The organism is Prosthecobacter sp. Pr1, from assembly GCF_057652315.1.
In genome coordinates, this window is the sequence record NZ_JBYFBS010000009.1 from 92,443 (window position 1) to 109,003 (window position 16,561).

Below are 16,561 nucleotides of genomic sequence, written 5' to 3' on the forward strand. Positions count from 1 at the left end.
ATCAGCGGACTTTGAGCGTTCATTTGGAGCGGTATAGGCGTCGTTGGTGGCTGAGGTCGGACAGGCATTTGAAGCCGGTTTGTCTGGCGGATTATGTGCGGATCAAACGGCTGCAAGAGAATCTGACAATGAAGGAATTAGCTGGAAAGCTGGGAATTTCGCATGGTTCACTCAAGTATTGGGAATTGCACAAATGTCCGCCCGCTGGGCGCAATCGAAATGTGCTGGTTGAATACTTGGGATTCGATCCTGAGGGTCATTCAAGGAATGCTCAACATTAGACCTTGTAGCAAATCAGTGTTGGCTCTTTGTCATTGGTCTGGTGACTTGAATTTGCTGATATGGATAGGGAAATTCTTCTCCTTGCGGCTACTGTCTGGGCCGTTCCTCCTTCAAGAGGTAGGCGTTCCACCCTCGATATTCAAAAAGCCTCCTCAGACTGTGGTCATTCTAAGCTTTGCGCTCCCCCGGTCGCCAGATTCGAGACACTTCATAGGTCCAGATGCAAACGGCCATTGCAGCATGAGCCACCAAGCCACCCCCGTCGCGCCGATTGTCATTATTGTAGCAATGGCAATCGGGTTGCTTCCACCATTCACATCGGAACCGGCGCTGTAGGCTGAGTTTTGCACACTCCCCCCGCCTCGTCACGTGGCCCCTGTGCCCGCACTGAGCTCACATTGGCAAGTGCCACCCAGTCGATTTCACCATCGTTGACAGCAGGGTACGACAGGAAGATGTGTGTCATGTCCCACGGCACGATCTGCCAATTCAATTCGAATGGTCTTCCCTCAAAAATAAACGCGTAAGCCATGACTTCCGACTCCTTCCCTCAGCATTTCGATCATGAGACAACGCAGCGACTGGGGCATTTGTCTTGGCCTCAGTTTGCCTCGATCCTAAGGAATCTAAACCTGGATAAGGCCCAATTTTGCGTGACAGCTCCGCCTGCCTCCTGGGTGGAGACCCTCGCGGATCAACTGACATTGACAGCCAGGTGGCCCGAATTCTGGGGATATGTGGCCAGAGCTCATAATATCTACCCAAAGGAGAATCGCCGACCGGCCAGCCCGCCAAAGCACGAAGACCTGCCAGTCGTTGTTTTGCTCTCTGTGACCAGCGTTGAGACCGACGAGCTGTGGAATGCCTTTCTGGAGCCGGGGGCAGTGCCCATTCGTGAGGATCACGGTGGTATCACCTATCAGCACCTAGGTGTTCACAATGGCTGCCAGATCGTCCACTCAATCTGTGAAATGGGCGCTGGCGCTATCGGTGGCGCACAGCAGCGCACCCAGGATGCCATTGATCATTGGAAGTCACGGCTTTCAGCCGTCGTCGCGGTGGGCATTGCCTTTGGCTGTGATGAGATCAAGCAGCAAATTGGGGACGTCATCGTTGCCACCCAGGTTCAAGACTACGAACTAGGTCGAATGAATGCTAACGGCATCTTGACTCCGCGCGGAGACAAGGCCAGCACTTCCGACTTTCTCAGAAACCGTCTCCGTCATATTGACGCGGCCGAAAGGCGGCGCTCTCCGTCCTGGCCTAAGCTGCGCTTCGGCCTGCTGCTCTCGGGCCAGAAGCTGGTGGACAATCTCGACTACCGCGAAAGCCTCAAGTCCCTCTTTGCAGAAGCCCTGGGCGGTGAGATGGAGGCCGTCGGCTTGTATGTAAGCGCAGCGCGTGCAAAGATCGACTGGCTGGTGATCAAGGCCATCTGCGACTGGGGGCATGGTAAAGACCATCCCTACAAGGATGCTTGGCAGCAAACAGCGGCGCATAATGCAGCTCATGTGGCCAAGGCACTTTTCACAGCCGTGGACGGTTTCTCCCAGGTCAGCTGAGTCGCACGGGGAAAGGAAAAGTTAGGGCGCTCAACGTCAAGACGAGACAAGCGCCTCGTTTCTGGAAGACAGAGGATGCTTTGTATCCAAGAATATCCAAAAATTGCTTGAGCCATGCGCAAATGATGAAATTGGTGCAAGCTCTGCTGAGGGATATATCGATATGTCAATCCTAGAAGTATGCCTCAAATTACTACGATATCATCCGATAACGCCCGGAGAGCTGCATTCCCATCATAAGGGCGATGAGTCCGGAGACGGCCTCAGTCCGGAACTCGCCTGTGGTATGACCAAGATGACGCCCTTGTTTCCTTTGTCCCCCGGATATTCACGGCCCGGCGCTGCTTTCCCATCTCTACGCTTTGGCAGCCTTGTGACCACCGCAGTATTCCTTGGCATTTTCCACCCGAGTTCGTCAAGCCAGACACGGGCGCAGCAAGTCGTCGACCACGGTCCGCAGCCGGCACCTGCCGCCAAGTCTTCATCTGATCTGGTAGTTGAAGGCTTGCGTTTGGAACAGGGTTCGGCGGTGCCACGTGATCCTTGCCGCGCCCGCCAGCTTTTTCAGCAAGCAGCCAATTTGGGGCACGCTGATGGTATGGTCCGTCTGGGCCTTTCTCTAGCCAAGGGTGCCTGTGGCGATGTAGATCTCACAAATGCTGCGGCTTGGTTTCAGAAAGCTGCCGACCTAAGCAACGCCGAGGCCATGTGGCGCTTGGGGGAATGCCAGGAGTACGGCATTGGCCTGCCCAGAAACCTCGAAACGGCGCTGGCGTACTACCGAAAGTCCGCAGACTTGGAATGTGGCGATGGCATGTGGCACCTGGCGTGGTGTTATCAGGATGGTACAGGCACATCTAAAAATGCTGCCATGGCCGATCACTGGTTTCAAAAGTCCGCCAGCGTTTTCCAACAAGGCGCTGCTGAAGGAAATTTTCATGCCATGACGATGTTGGGCAAATGCTTTCAGTATGGAAAAGGCAGGCCTGTCGAACTGGAACAGGCCATGGCTTGGCACCTTAAAGCCGCTGAAGGTGGCGACAGCAGCGGCATGTGTCACCTGGGCCGCTGCTATGAGAATGGCGTCGGTGTACCTAAGTCCCCAACCAATGCAGTCAAATGGTACCGCAAGGCTGCTAGATTGAACGACCATGAAGGCCTGAAATGCTTGGGATTTTGTCTGCTCACAGGCGAGGGAGTGGAAAAGAATGAAAAAGAGGCGGCAGGATGCTTCCTCAAGGCCTCAGTGCTGGGCAATGGTGGGGCAATGTTCATACTAGGACTTTTTTATTCCGAAGGCATCGGTGTTTCCAAAGATCTCAGGAAGGCATTTGAATGGTATCAAAAAGCAGCTGAGGCTGGCAATACCGATGGCATGTGGGAACTGGCCGTTTGTTATTCCAAAGGAATTGGAGTTGCCTGGGACCTTGCGAAGGTCGCAGAATGGCAGCAAAAGATGGTGGAGAAAGAAGGTGCCTCCGCGATGGTTCGGATTGCAACGGAGGGATATGAAGGAAAGGCTGCTTTCAGAGTCAATCCCGACCTGGCCTTTCTGTGGGCTCGCAAGGCGGCGGAAGCCAGCAACACCGAAGGTATGACGGCCCTGGCTCGGATGCTTGAGAAAGGCGAAGGAACAGGGAATGCCCCCCGGCGAACGGCCTTGGAATGGTATCGCAAAGCTGCGGAGGCGGGAAACACCGAGGGCATGTGGAAGCTGGGTTGGCATTATGCACGAGGCGGTTGGATCACCAAGGACCCAGCCAAAGCTTTTGATTGGTACCGTAAAGCCGCCGAGGGAGGAAACACCGAGGGCATGTGGTGGCTGGCCATTTGTTACACCAAAGGCATCGGAGTTGCCAAGGATTCTGCAAAGGCCGCCGAATGGCATCAACGGATGATCGAGAAAGACGGAACTCCGGCCATGATCCGTATCGGAAATGGATTTAACGGAGAAGATCTGGGGGTCGATTCCAACCAGGCCTTCGAGTGGTATCGTAAAGCTGCGGAGGCCGGCAATACGAATGGCATGTGGCAGCTGGCTGTTGGTTGTGACTTGGGCAAGGGTGTAGCACGGGCCCCTGCTAAGGCTGCCGAATGGCAGCAAAGAATGATCGAGAAAGACGGAGGCCCGGCCATGACTCGGATTGCAAAGGAATATGAACCGTGGGGGGATTTGGGGCCTGATTCCACTAGAGTATTCGAGTGGTATCGCAAAGCCGCTGAGGCAGGAAACACCGAGGGCATGCGGTGGTTGGCTGGACACTATGAAAACAGCAATGGAACTTCCAAGGACCCTGGCCAAGCCTTCAATTGGTACCGCAAAGCCGCCGAGGCGGGGGACACCGAGGGTATGTGGGAGCTGGCTGCTTGTTACACCAAAGGCATCGGAGTTGCCAAGGATTCTGCAAAGGCCGCCGAATGGCATCAACGGATGATCGAGAAAGACGGAGCCGAGGCCATGATTCGGATTGCGGAGGGGTATGGCGTGTTTGGTAATCTGGGGCCGGATGCCGTCAAAGAATTCGAGTGGTATCGCAAAGCCGCAGAATCTGGAAACACAGAAGGCATATGGGAACTGGCCGGACGCTATCAACGCGGCGAAGGTACCAGTAAAGACCCTGTCAGGGCCTTCGAATGGTATCGCAAAGCCGCGATAACGGGCCACAGCAGCAGCATGTTGCACCTCGCCGCATGTTACGCTGAAGGCGTGGGCATTGCACGGGACCCTGCAAAGGCGGCCGAGTGGCGCCAAAAACTGATGGAGGCGGACGGCACTTCCGCCATGGTTGAATTGGCAAAAGAATACGCAAAGGGAGAAAGCCTTCAGAAGCCTGATGCTGGCAAGGCATTTGAATGGTATCAAAAAGCCGCCGAGGCTGGACATGACGACGGTGTGTGGCGACTGATAGTCTGCTATGCAAAAGGCATCGGCGTCGCCAAGAATCCAGGGAAAGTCGAGGAATGGCAGCAAAAAATGGTCGAGAAAGGAGGAACCCCGGCCATGATCAAAATCGCCTCGGGGTATGGCGAAAATGGAGACTTTGGGCATGATGCCGCAAAAGAGTTCGAGTGGGATCAGAAAGCTGCTCAGGCTGGCAATGCTACGGGGATGTTTCGGCTGGCTTTGGACTATCTAAACGGTAACGGCGTCAGCAAAAATCCAAAGAAAATATTTGAGTGGAACCAAAAGGCCGCAGAGTCTGGAGACAGCGGAGGCATGAATAACTTCGGATGGTGTTACGGGGAGGGGGTTGGCACACCCGAGGATGGCCGACAGGCGGTCGAATGGTACCGCAAGGCCGCTGGTCGGAACGAGGTCACGGGCATGCGCAACCTTGGGTTGCATTTGCAAGGTGGCTTTGGGGTGGACAAAAACGAACAGGAAGGTGCCGTTTGGCTGATGGAGGCTGCTTATCGTAGGGATAAATATGCGATCTATCGTCTGGGGCTTTGTCATGAGAACGGCACCGGGGTAACCAAAAATCTGGACCTAGCCTACTTTTGGTATTCCAGAGGCGCTTTACTCGCAGACAAGAATTGTCTGTTGCGCAAGGGCATCTTCCATGAAAAGGGCATGGGTACCGTTCAAGACATCGCCAAAGCTCTGGAGTGCTATGAAAAAGCGTTGGAAGAGGAGAATTCCGATACCTGGGGGCGGCTTGCCGACTTGGGGAATCCGCACGCAGGCCTGCTTGATTATGCACGAAGCACCGCCTTTTGGTTTTCAACCCTAGATTCGAAGACTAGCGATACTAGCAAGGCTAGGGAAAGCTACTGGCGCCGCACTCGCGAACAGCTGATACGCTACTCTCAAGCCCTCTTCCACCGCCCGCCCGTCACCACGGTGGCATGGCCTCCTCCCTAGCCACTTTCACGTTTTCCCGCCGTCTCCGCATGTCCGTTCCCACCTTCTTTGACGACGCTACCCGTTCCCGGCTGCATGATCAGAATTGGGCGCAGCTTTCCCGCCTTATCAGGGAGCTCGGCCTGGACCATACTCAGTTCAGTTCCGCGGACACTCCTGCGGGTTGGGTTGAAACCTTGGAGAAGCAGATCCGGTTGAATGAAAGATGGTCGGATTTCTGGCTGGCGGCGAAAAAGCTCTATCGCATTCGTCCCCCACATCCCTCAGGCAGGGCCTATGCCAGGATGGCAGATTCGCCGGTCTCGGTTGTCAGGTCCGAGTGGCAGCGCCGGCTCAACCGGCTGTGGATGCGAGGCGAAATCAAGGAAGTGATCCAGCAGCACAATGACATCCTCCGCCGCTATCTTCAGGACAAGGTTGCCGACAGCAAATATGTTCCCCTGGGTGCCAACGAGCTTGGGAAACACCGTGCGGTCAAACCGCATCCCTATTCCCGCGGCATCTTTCCCACGCTGGTGCAGACGGATGGATTCGGCACGGAGTCCAGCTCCCTGAAGATCCAAAACGTCGCTCATTTTCTCGCACGCGCCAAACAGCCGGTGGCCATTTTAGGCGACCCTGGCGGCGGCAAGTCGCTGACCCTGGCCCAGACCGCACTAGATATCATCGAAGCGGGGGGCCGTTGCAGTGTTGCGGTGCACGTGGAACTTGGCGGCTTCCATGTCAAATCCGGGAAAATTGACTGGTGGAACGATGTGCTGGACTACGTCACGGCCGAGCTGAACTCGGAGAAAATTAGGTCCCCGCTGTGCGAATACCTGCTGCAGCTTGAGCAGTGGGGCTGTCTGGTGTGGATTTTCGACGCCATGGACGAAATGAGCCGCGACCGGTATGACGACCATACGAGGGCACTCAACGACTTTGCCCAGGAGACGGTTCGTCGTCACAATCGCTGCTTGTTTTCCTGCCGCCTTACTGACTTTCACACGGTGTTCCGACACCAGCGCCTTCAGCTTCGCCCGTTCAACGTGGCTCAAATTCAAACTTTCATCGAGCTGAACATGAGGGAGATGCTCCCGTTGACCATTGAGGGAGTCAGGTATGCGGACGCCGCCGCGCTGGCTAGATGGATTGCTACGGCGGAGGTCTCCAACAAGCTTGGGGAAGCCGTGGGTAATCCCTTTGTCCTCAAGCTGCTCTGCTCCAGCCTCAGCCATGGCGACGGTGCACCGGAGTCCCGGGTCGCCCTTCTGCACAAGTATCTCGAAAACGAAGTCGACCGTGAGTGGAACAAACATCACGCTGGCAAGGATGATCCGCCGCCGGATAAGCACCGGCTGTTTCTGGATCTGGGCAGGATCGCCTACCAGATCGCAAACAAGAACCGCGGCTGTATCATTCCAGAATCGGAATTGCACGATGGCACGACTGAAGGAACTGCCGATATGCGTCGGGTCATCGAGGAAGGTTCCAAAGCGGGCATCCTGCTGGCACGTACCAACCATGAAGTACGCTCCGTCGGCTTCCTGCATCACCGCTTCGACGAGTTTTTTGCCGCTTGGCACCTGTTGCATTGTCCGGACATCGAGATCGACTGGAGCAAGAAGCTCGACTCCGCGCGCTGGCTGGAAACCATGCAGAACCTCATCCTTCTTGGCACCTCGGACGCGCGCGTGGTCTCCGCGCTCGCCCAGTCCCTCGCCAGCCTGCTTGAAATCAAAGAAACGGAACTTGCCAGCCGAACCTCAGGTGCCGATGCCCCGCCTGTTCTGACTTTCGAAGAGGAACGGCTGATGATGATGCGAATCGAAGTGGCCTCCCGTGTGGTCGCTCAGGCGCGCGAAGTCATCGAGCCGGTCAGAGCGGATCTGCTCCCGGTGGTTTACAGGGCACATCGCTTCCTGCTCACTCATGGCAAGTTTTCGGCGGCGGCCATGCTCCATGTTTTACAGTTCCTCCCGCCACGTCCGGAAGAGGACCCTGCGCTCATCTCCAGGACCCTTGCCACCGCCTCTGACTGGACAAGGAACAAATTCTTCGAGATGACAGTGAACAATCCCAACGTGCGCCGTCATAGCAGTGACGCGGACAAAAACATCATCTGCATCGCTTTGGCCAGGGGCACCTACCGGGTGGACCGCATGAAAGCGGCCGCCGCACTGGACAAGCACTACGACGAGGAGAACCACGCCGCCTTGAAAGCCTCCTTTGGGTTCTGGATGCTCGACATTGGCCTCTTCTGCCTGCTTATTGTTGCGATGATCTGGGCAGGGCCCCTGTTTCCCACCCTCTGGTGGTGGGGGCCGGATTGGTGGACGCCTGTTTATGAGATGCCTCAACGCCTCCTCTATCTGCCTTGGTTTTGCTGGGTGGGCCTCTCGGGCACCGCGTCCATGCTTATCTTGTTTTGCTGTGGAGACCGGTCGGTGCCTAACTGCTGGAGCAAGGCCGCACTCAAAGGGTGTCAGCACGCCCAGTTCGCTCTCGGGGTTGTGCTTTGCGCCCTTGTTGCCTTGTCCCTGTTTGAGTTCACCATCCTTAGCCTTGTCGTCTGGGGGCTTTTATGCCTTTTGTTGCGCAGTTCTCTGCGTCTCTGGGGCTGGGCCACCGTTCTCACCCGGTATGTCTCCGTGGGCGCTTTCTGCATCTGGATGGCACCGCGCAAAAATGCCGAAAAGTATCAGTTCGGCAATTACCGCAAAATGATTCGGACAAACTTGCTAGACCCTGGGGTCAATTCCGTCTGGCAGACATTGCTTAGTTTAGGCGCCTTCTTTCTACTCGCATTGCTGGCACCGGTGTATCCTGTTGTTTTTCGCAGGCGGCAGTTTGTTTCGGCAGCTGTGGATGGGTGGCTTGCCTCCGCATGGCACTGGCTCAGAAGCCTGGACTTCGGTAAGAACCAATGGAAGTTTCCCGATTGGCTTTCCTCAGGGGTTAACCGCCTCGGAAACGGGCTCAGCGAAATGGGCACCCGCATCGGAAACTACTGGAATTCGCTGATGAGTGCGAAAAGCCATGCCTGTCAGATCATCGCGGACTTCATGCGTGACTGGCTTGGCATCGCCATTGAAAAAAAATGGATCGAGCTGCTCATCTACTTCGCCTTCATTTGCTTCCTAAATTTTTCGGATATTTTGCGCCTCGCCGGTCGGGCCTTCGGGAAGGCTCCTCCGGATGACCAAAGCAGAGAGTCGCCCCCTCCTCGCAAACGCCGGTGGCTGAGCTGGCTGTTGGCAGCACTGGCCCTGGGTTCGGTGGCCTTCCTCTCATCTGACCTCCAGCCCTTGTTGCCTCAGCTCGGCCTCCTCAGCATTTCCATCGCATCTGTTGTCTTGCTTTTTTCCGTGATGTCCTTGGCAAATTCAGGGTTCTCTGGTGGCGGATCGCTTTCGACCTCCGCCCGCTCCGCCAAACAAGGCTCGCAGGTGCCTCCCCCAAAAATTCCGCGCCTCACATTCCAGGAGAGGTTCAGCGATTTTTGGCATCAGTATGGGGCCCCGGCGCTTGTAACTCTCCTCACAGCAGCGGTCGCGGCGTTTTTTTATTTTGCGGAGATCTCCCTGCCAGACATGACCTCCGGCTGGACCGGCCTCAAATGCCTCGGCGTCGCGGTCCTCTTCTGGGCTGGCCACACCCTGGGAAAAGCCAACCAAAAAATTCTCACCATCAAAGGCGCTGGCTATGTCGTCGAAGCCCTCAGGCTGCCGGCAGCTCTTTTCATGCTGCTTGCGTTGGTTTGCTGGCTGATGGCAGCTTTGTCGCACATCGCAAATTCCAGCACTGTCACAAACCCTCATTTCAGACCCGTGATCGTTGCGTTGGTCAGTCTTTTTGGGGGGGGGACAGTCGTTCTGGTGATCATTCTGTTTCTTTGGTACTGGGCCAGGCGCCTGCTTGCCGCTCTTCAGACTCGGAGGCAGAAAGCCAATCAAATGCCCAAAGATCGTTGGATTGAGATGTGGAAAAACGCAGGCCCAAAGAAGCAGATGTGTCTTCTTCAATCTGGTCAGGATGATATCTCACAAAGCAGCAGGCCCATCTCCTCCGGTGAGTATGCCGATGTTCTTCATTCACTCATCGGCGCTCACAAAAACGACAAAGTGCGCTCACTTCTGGAGGAGACCCTGCTCAAGATTGCCGGTGAAATCCGGCTCCAGGAACAAGACCAGGCGGAAGCCCCCACAGGTGCATCAATTCCGCTCTAGACAGCCAAACGCTTTCACTACATCAAAAACAGCTGGGATGCATCGCAGCCACCATTTTGGTGTCAGCAAACCCAGCGCCTTCTTCATACACCGGGTTCCCCAGCAGCATTCCCCTGCCATACCGCCTTGTCTCGCAAGCGCACCTCCAGCGCTTCGCCCACGCCAGATGTTCAGACCCGCTTTCACCTGTGCACGGCAAGCCTTCAATCACCACAACCACTCGTTAACTGGAATTAATTGGATGCGTTTGTTGGCTTTTCATCAGCGGCGCTTAAGCGTTCATTTAGAGCGATATAAGCGGCGTTGGTGGCTCCGGTCGGATAAACATTTGAGTCCAAGTTGCCTTGCGGATTATGTGCGGGGAAAACGGCTGAAAGAGAATCTCACGATGAAGGAATTATATCACGATGGATTGAAAACGGGTCTGTTTTTCACCCAGATTACGTCACAGAGACAGCCGCATCTTTTCGACGCCTGGTGATCTAAGAACGCCAGACCCAGCGGAGCGCTGAGGGACCAGGATGGTCCCTCTCCGCCAGAGCTTCGCCTCCACGCATGCCTTGGAGGAGGGGGGATCGTCCCGATCCCTCCCCCCCGCGATCACCCATCACTCCGCTCCGACCCCAAACCTCCCAGCACCCGAGATGAAATAAGACCTGTTTTCAATTGTGCATGGTATTAGGCTGCCTACTGGGGATTCCACATGGCACGCTGAAATATTGGGAATTGCATAAATCTACCCCCACAGGCCGCAATCGAAAGACTCTTGTGGAGTACTTGGGGTTTGATCCAGAAGGGCGGTCTTGATCGGGGAACATTAGACCCTTGAAATAGATGGTGTTGGCTTTTGTCACTTCCCTGAAGAAATCGATTTGCTGCTGTTTGGGGGAAGGCTTTCCGCTAGCGGCTACTTCGTGGGCCGCTACCCCTTCTATCGGGAGCTGTCCCGCAACGCCCTCGGACTTTCCCCGCTTCGGTCAGCAGGTTTTCGAACAGCCCCCCTGCTGGCGCATTCAGATGCCTGGCTGCAAACCGTCTTCCTCCCTCCCTCGCCATCCAGGTCATCCAAGTGTTCATGCCTCCTATCACCACCACCGCCCCACCTGACATCGCTAGGCGATTCCTTCGCCGCTGTCACTGAGCCGCTGCCGGATGATCTTCGCAACTGCCTCCCCCTCCTCCACGAGGCTTTGCTTGCTCCTCCACAGCAGCTCATTTTACTGCCTCCGGGTAAAAAAGACGATCACCATCTCGGCCTTGATGGCCGATATGATTGATCGCCAAAGTCTCTTTGGCCTGTCTAACGGCTGGTGGGGAACTCCGGCACCGACCTGACGCCTATTACCCCTCGCACACTTTGCCGAGCAATTCTTCGGCGAGCACTTCTTCATCATAGGCAATCCCGTGTCGTTGCATTTCAACCGACAGTTGGGGGCACCAAGGTGAGGGGCCGGGATTATCGCCAAGTTCGCGGCCTGGGTAGCGCCCTGCGGCCAAATACGCTGCGGCGTCGAAGTCCCACGGGACGGCTCCGAGTTCTTCTATTACGCGTCGGGCGATGGCGATACCACGCCAGTCGAAGTCTCCGTGATAATGCAGTCGGGAGCCGCCGGATCTCAAATGCCTTAGCAGCAATCGAACTGCCGTGGTTGGCTCGCCATTCACACAGATCAGCGGCGGGCATCGATGTCGAAAGCGATTTGCTGCCATGCTGACAACTGTCGGATTTTCGCAGACATAAACCTCAGGTGGGCATCGGACCGACTCCCACTCGGTAGACCAAATCAGACGAGTGGTGAGGTGCAGCGGATGGTTTTCTGCCGCTGCCAAAGACGAAAGGCGGCAGAGAGGTTCTTCACCAGGGAGGTTGAGGTTAAATGCCAGCACGGGCGCGCTGAGTTCATCACAGATCACCCCAAAACTTCCCCAAAGCTCTCGTCGTGACTCAGATCTGGACGGCAAGGGCTGTTTGAGTCGAAGCCCTAGGCATCTAAGAACCAGCGTGGACAATGGCGTCGCCACATCCAGCGCATGGCTGCCGCCGCAGTGTTCAGCGGCAACACTGGCAAGAGACTGTTCCACTGGGAACGGCAAAACCCGGAGGAGTTTAGCCGCTGTCTCCACCCAGTATTGAGCCTGGCTTGTATCCCCGTCAGCATACCGCCTGAGAACACCATCACGTTTTAAGGACAGCAGCCAATCCTCCCATTGGTCAAACGGCGCTGCCGCAAGAGAGCTCGTTATCTGCGGCCAGAAGTCTTGCCAGGCTTGTTTGTTTGCCCTGGCAGCAAGATGCTTTTCTGAGACCGGACCATGAAGCAGTTCAAGAATCGCCTGCCAGTCACGCTCCAGACCGCCATTTACCAACGCGTCTGCAACTCTGCCCAGGTCATACCGCAACGTGCTACCGCCGCGTTGTAAAGGCACGCGCAGGAGCCTTGCATAAAGGAGCCGCTCATCTTGCGTTGGCTGTCTTAGTGTCACAGCCGACGGAAACGGTCGCCCTTGATCCCGGTAATTCAGCATTGCATCGATGAAGCGTCGCCACCCAGGTTGATCGAAGATATTGCGAAGCTGTTGTTGCTGAGTCATGCGGAAGCGAGGGAACGAAGCTCTGGAGTGTCTGGAACAGGCGCGCGCCGACAGGTTGCACCATTCCAAACCCACCGAGTCGCGGCCACAGCATCGGCATTTGCAACGAGCTGGTAAATCGCAATTCCTGACACCGTGGCATGTGTCCCCCACTCGCGTTCGCTGGTCATGACCAAGTCAAGATCAAAAGCTTCAAGCAGTCCCATGAGTTGGGCACGCGTCGGAGAATCAAGGCCTACAAATGCCTCGTCCAAAAGTATGAAGCGTGGCGCATGTTTGGCGGCAGTTTGATAATGCGACGAAGCAGCGGCCATCTTTGGAATCGTTATGAGCAGCGCCTTTTCGCCGCCGGAGCCGGTGCCATACTTTTGTTTTGTCAGCCGGTCCCATTTGCTTTTGTCGTTTTGGCGGCGCATAGCATAAAACTGATGCCATTTCCGGTAGTCTAGCGCGAGCTGCAACTGCTCCGCTGCCGTGGCTTTTGGATTGGCAATCCTCTGATCCTGAATCAGTTGATGCAGGAAATCCCCGACGGTTTGACGTTCAATCGGTGTCCAGATAGCGTGATCTCCCAGAAGCAGTTTGCGAACTGCCGGGAGACCTTGTGGCAAGTCTTCGGTTTTCGGATCCCAAACCAGTTTCATAGAGAGCCCTAGAGTCGTGGCACACCGCGTCATCTCTTCATTCATCTGCTCAGTTCGAATTGCCGCTCCTTCAATAAGCGCCCGGAGCCGCATGGACACCTCGGCCACAAGGTGGTGGTCGATGATCTCTCGCTCCCTTTCGCCGAGGAGCCGCTCGCGGATTTCGCACTCGTTATCCACAGCTGCAAGACATCCTGCCGGCTTGTGCATTATGCCGTGGTACCGGCACTCTACGACTTTAAGGCCCTGGCTGATCGTCTGATCTATCACATCACAAATGCCCCCAATGCTGGTGCGAAGAATATTAATGTGTTCGTCCAGCTGATTCAACCGCCTGGTCCACGCCTCGTCGCTCACATTCATTTCTGGAAGATCCTTGTCGATACGACGGGCTATAGCCACGGCACGCGTGGCCGCCCACGCATCGGTTTCAACATCAACCAAGCTCTCATGCGCTTCAGGAAACAGGCCGTGAAGAGCAGGAACTCGAAGCATCGCTATTGCGCGCTCACGGAGGCTCTCCGCGTCAGTGACGTTGTTCTTTGCTGGTTCGAGCTGTGCTTTATGCGTCGCATGCTCGATCTTGGCTTTATTTAAAGTTTCTTCGGCAGCCTTCAAATGAGACTTTGCTGCCGATTTTGACTCTTCGGCATTTCGCAATTGCCTTTGATAATCAATGACCGACGCACCTGAGTTTGCGAGCAATGTCTCATAGGCCTGTTTCGCCTGAAGCTCCAATACTCGCGCAGATTCCAGTTCGCACAGGCGCAATTCATGGTCCTCCGCATTCACCCTCTCTCTCCCTTGTGCGGCTGTCAGATGCTGTAAAGCGCTGATCCATGCCTGCAGGCATCCCCAAGCTTCAGTGATTACCCGATCATAGGTCGTCCAGGCGGCGCGCAATTCAGGCAGTCTGTGCAAATTCTCCGTATAACCGAGATTCATTGTGTCTCGGTTCAGCTTGGTCACCGCCTCGTCCAGTTGTTGTCTGGTCTTCTCGGTTTTTTCGATGGCGAGTGCGTGGTCATTATCTGCTTTCGTCTGCTTGATGCGTGCATCAGTTCGAAGTGTCAAACTTCCGAAGATGTCCTCATCGCCAGGTGCAGATTTTGACTCCTCCCCTGCTTCTTGCTCACGCACGTCCAACGTTCGATGCTCCTGAGTGAGGAGCTGCTCTTGGCTCTGCAGACCGTTGAGTTGCCCTTCGACCTCAGTCAACCGCCGAATCCGTGCAAGCTCTCGGCTTGTTGCTCCGAGATACTGTGACGCTTCTTTGGAGCTCCGGCCATAGACCGGGCCAAGCTGCCAGCGCCCATCAAGCGTCACCCAATGGGATGAATGATGCTCTCCAGCGCCAATACCATTCAGCACATGCGTGAGAGTCTCCGGGGTGATGTCGCATTCGGGTGAGAGATCTGGAACAAGCCATGTGGCCAGCGTCGATGCAGATGGCGTTGGTTGCTGGGCGAGGAGAAAACTGTCGCAAGGCATTTCGCCAACCAGCTTGCCCTCAGGCGTGATCCAGGCATCCAAAATTCCCGATGCCTCCAATGCTGCTTCGAGACCTGCGCGTTGTGCGTCACTTAATGAAGGATGAAACTCGCAAATCTGCCACAATGGAGCTCCACGACGTCCCCGCCGTGAGGCGGCATCACGAATTGCCGGAACGGGCGGTGGAGGAGCTTCATGAGCAAGTTCGGTGCGCAAGAGCTCAAGGCGTTCTTTTTCATGCAGAAGTTGGTCTAGCGCATGGTTGCATTGAGTTCTTGCCTGACTGCGAGAAGCAGCCTCAGATTCTCCAGCCTTCGTGACAATGGTCGCTAGTATCCGATGAGTGCTGTCGGCAGTTTCCAGCCAATCGTCCATTGACTGGGATAATTCCGAAAAAGCAGGCAGTCTAAGCCAGCGCAGTCGCTGATGCCATTTGGTGTATTCTTCAGCGAGACTTTTCAGAGAGGCTTCTGCCGCAAGATGGTGTCGGTCTGCGTCTGCACGGTGAGAGTTGACCACATCTGCAGCACGATCCTCATCCGCTTGCGCCTTCCCAACAGAAGCACGTGCATCGTCGACGAGCTTGAGCAATTGATCCACCTGATCAAGACGATGCAAATGGTCCTTTGCCAGCCGCTGATGTTCCAATTTCAATTTGCCAACAGCGGTAGAATCCTGCGGCCATGGCATTAATGATTGATGTTCGGTGTGAAATCCGGCTAGCTGTGACTGCTCCGCAGCCTTATTCCATATTATATCACGGTCATTCAGCCGCGCGTCGTGTTCCTTCTGCTGAGAGGCAACGTCTGATGCGGCTTTGGCGAGCTTGTCTTCTGCAGCCTCTGCATGCTGGCGCGCTGAGGAATAGTGCCCCTGAGCTTTGCTGGCTGCAAGTTCGGCATCGTCAAGCAACCTCGCCTTATCTGCATCTTCACTGTCTTTCAGGGTCTGCAGATGAATCTCTGTCCTCGTAAAGGCGTCTCCCGCCTGAGTGAGCTCACCTTCAGCACGGGCTTCTTTCTCAGCGGCTTCACCGATATCACGCTGGATGGCTGTTACTTTGCGTGATGCATCTTCATATTTTGAGTGCGTGGCTCTCACCTCTCCTGCAAGACGATGGATGGCGGCCTGGAGATAAGTTTGGTAGAAAGCACGAAACGCTGTTAGAGACTTGGAGAGATCACTTAGAGCATGAAATTCGGCTCGCAGTTCATCCAGCCGCTTGAAAGCATCAGCCACATCCTGAACAACGTTATCCGCGAGTGGAGGCAGTGCATCCGAAAGAGCATCGAATATCGGCTGAGCCTCCAGCTTTTTGTTTAACTGAGGCGAGCGTAGCTGGATCAGCAGCTCTATCAGCGACTCGTATCTTTCTCGCCCCAAAGAGAACAGACGCCGGTCAATCTCTGCACGGTATTCACGAGGACCGGAATATAGGCACCCTGCACCAAGAACTTCTGTGAGCCGATCCTTGCTCAATGGGTGGGCATTTTCCACTAATTGAAAGCCGGCCCCAACGCGTTGTTCAGTGACAAAAAACCAGCGATTACTGTCTCCTCCATGCACGGCTCGAAGCCCAATGCCCAATGTCACATAGTGCTCAACACCTGCCTCGTCACGTCTGCCAAACTCAATCCATGTGTAGCCTGTGCGCTCACGGTACTGATCCATGAGCAGATGCCAGTCTATTCGGCGCGCGGGATCTCGATCAGGCTCGACGTAACGGGCTTCAATTCGTCCATCAAGAAGGAACGGCAGTTGAAGGGCCAGGACACGAGATTTGCCAGTTCCGTTGTTGCCACGGACCAGCAGCCGTCCCTTCTCAAACCAGAACTCCTGCTGTTCATATTTAAAGAGATTGATCAAGCCGCTTCGGAGCGCTTGAAATCGGGATGTGAGTGGAACAGGCAGCATGAT

5 protein-coding genes are annotated in these 16,561 nt (G+C 55.4%); 3 read left to right on the forward strand and 2 right to left on the reverse strand.

The window, feature by feature from the left end; genetic code table 11:
- Positions 1-935: 935 nt before the first annotated feature.
- The 3 genes from AC24GY_RS15985 to AC24GY_RS15995 all read left to right on the forward strand — a co-directional run bounded on the left by AC24GY_RS15985 (position 936) and on the right by AC24GY_RS15995 (position 9,917).
- Positions 936-1,844 (forward strand): 5'-methylthioadenosine/S-adenosylhomocysteine nucleosidase family protein, encoded by a 909-nt coding sequence (locus tag AC24GY_RS15985; protein ID WP_487684979.1) that lies wholly within the window; start codon positions 936-938, stop codon positions 1,842-1,844.
- A 286-nt stretch (positions 1,845-2,130) separates the two neighbouring features.
- A complete protein-coding gene (locus AC24GY_RS15990; protein WP_487684982.1) occupies positions 2,131-5,709 on the forward strand; it encodes an SEL1-like repeat protein in 3,579 nt (1,192 codons plus the stop codon).
- A 29-nt stretch (positions 5,710-5,738) separates the two neighbouring features.
- Positions 5,739-9,917, forward strand: a complete 4,179-nt coding sequence (locus AC24GY_RS15995; protein WP_487684985.1) for an NACHT domain-containing protein — start codon at positions 5,739-5,741, stop codon at positions 9,915-9,917.
- 1,341 nt (positions 9,918-11,258) lie between these two features.
- Here the strand turns inward: AC24GY_RS15995 and AC24GY_RS16000 are convergent.
- Positions 11,259-12,509, reverse strand: a complete 1,251-nt coding sequence (locus AC24GY_RS16000; protein ID WP_487684988.1) for a TIGR02679 family protein — start codon at positions 12,507-12,509, stop codon at positions 11,259-11,261.
- Positions 12,506-16,558, reverse strand: a complete 4,053-nt coding sequence (locus tag AC24GY_RS16005; RefSeq protein ID WP_487684991.1) for a TIGR02680 family protein — start codon at positions 16,556-16,558, stop codon at positions 12,506-12,508. Before AC24GY_RS16005 ends, AC24GY_RS16000 begins: the two co-directional genes overlap by 4 nt.
- Positions 16,559-16,561 lie beyond the last annotated feature (3 nt).

Excerpts from the sequence above, each read along its gene's own strand:
- AC24GY_RS15990 (WP_487684982.1), top strand. The coding sequence starts at position 2,131 with ATGACCAAGATGACGCCCTTGTTTCCTTTGTCCCCCGGATATTCACGG.
- AC24GY_RS16000 (WP_487684988.1), bottom strand. The coding sequence starts at position 12,509 with ATGACTCAGCAACAACAGCTTCGCAATATCTTCGATCAACCTGGGTGG.
- AC24GY_RS15995 (WP_487684985.1), top strand. The coding sequence starts at position 5,739 with ATGTCCGTTCCCACCTTCTTTGACGACGCTACCCGTTCCCGGCTGCAT.
- AC24GY_RS16005 (WP_487684991.1), bottom strand. The coding sequence starts at position 16,558 with ATGCTGCCTGTTCCACTCACATCCCGATTTCAAGCGCTCCGAAGCGGC.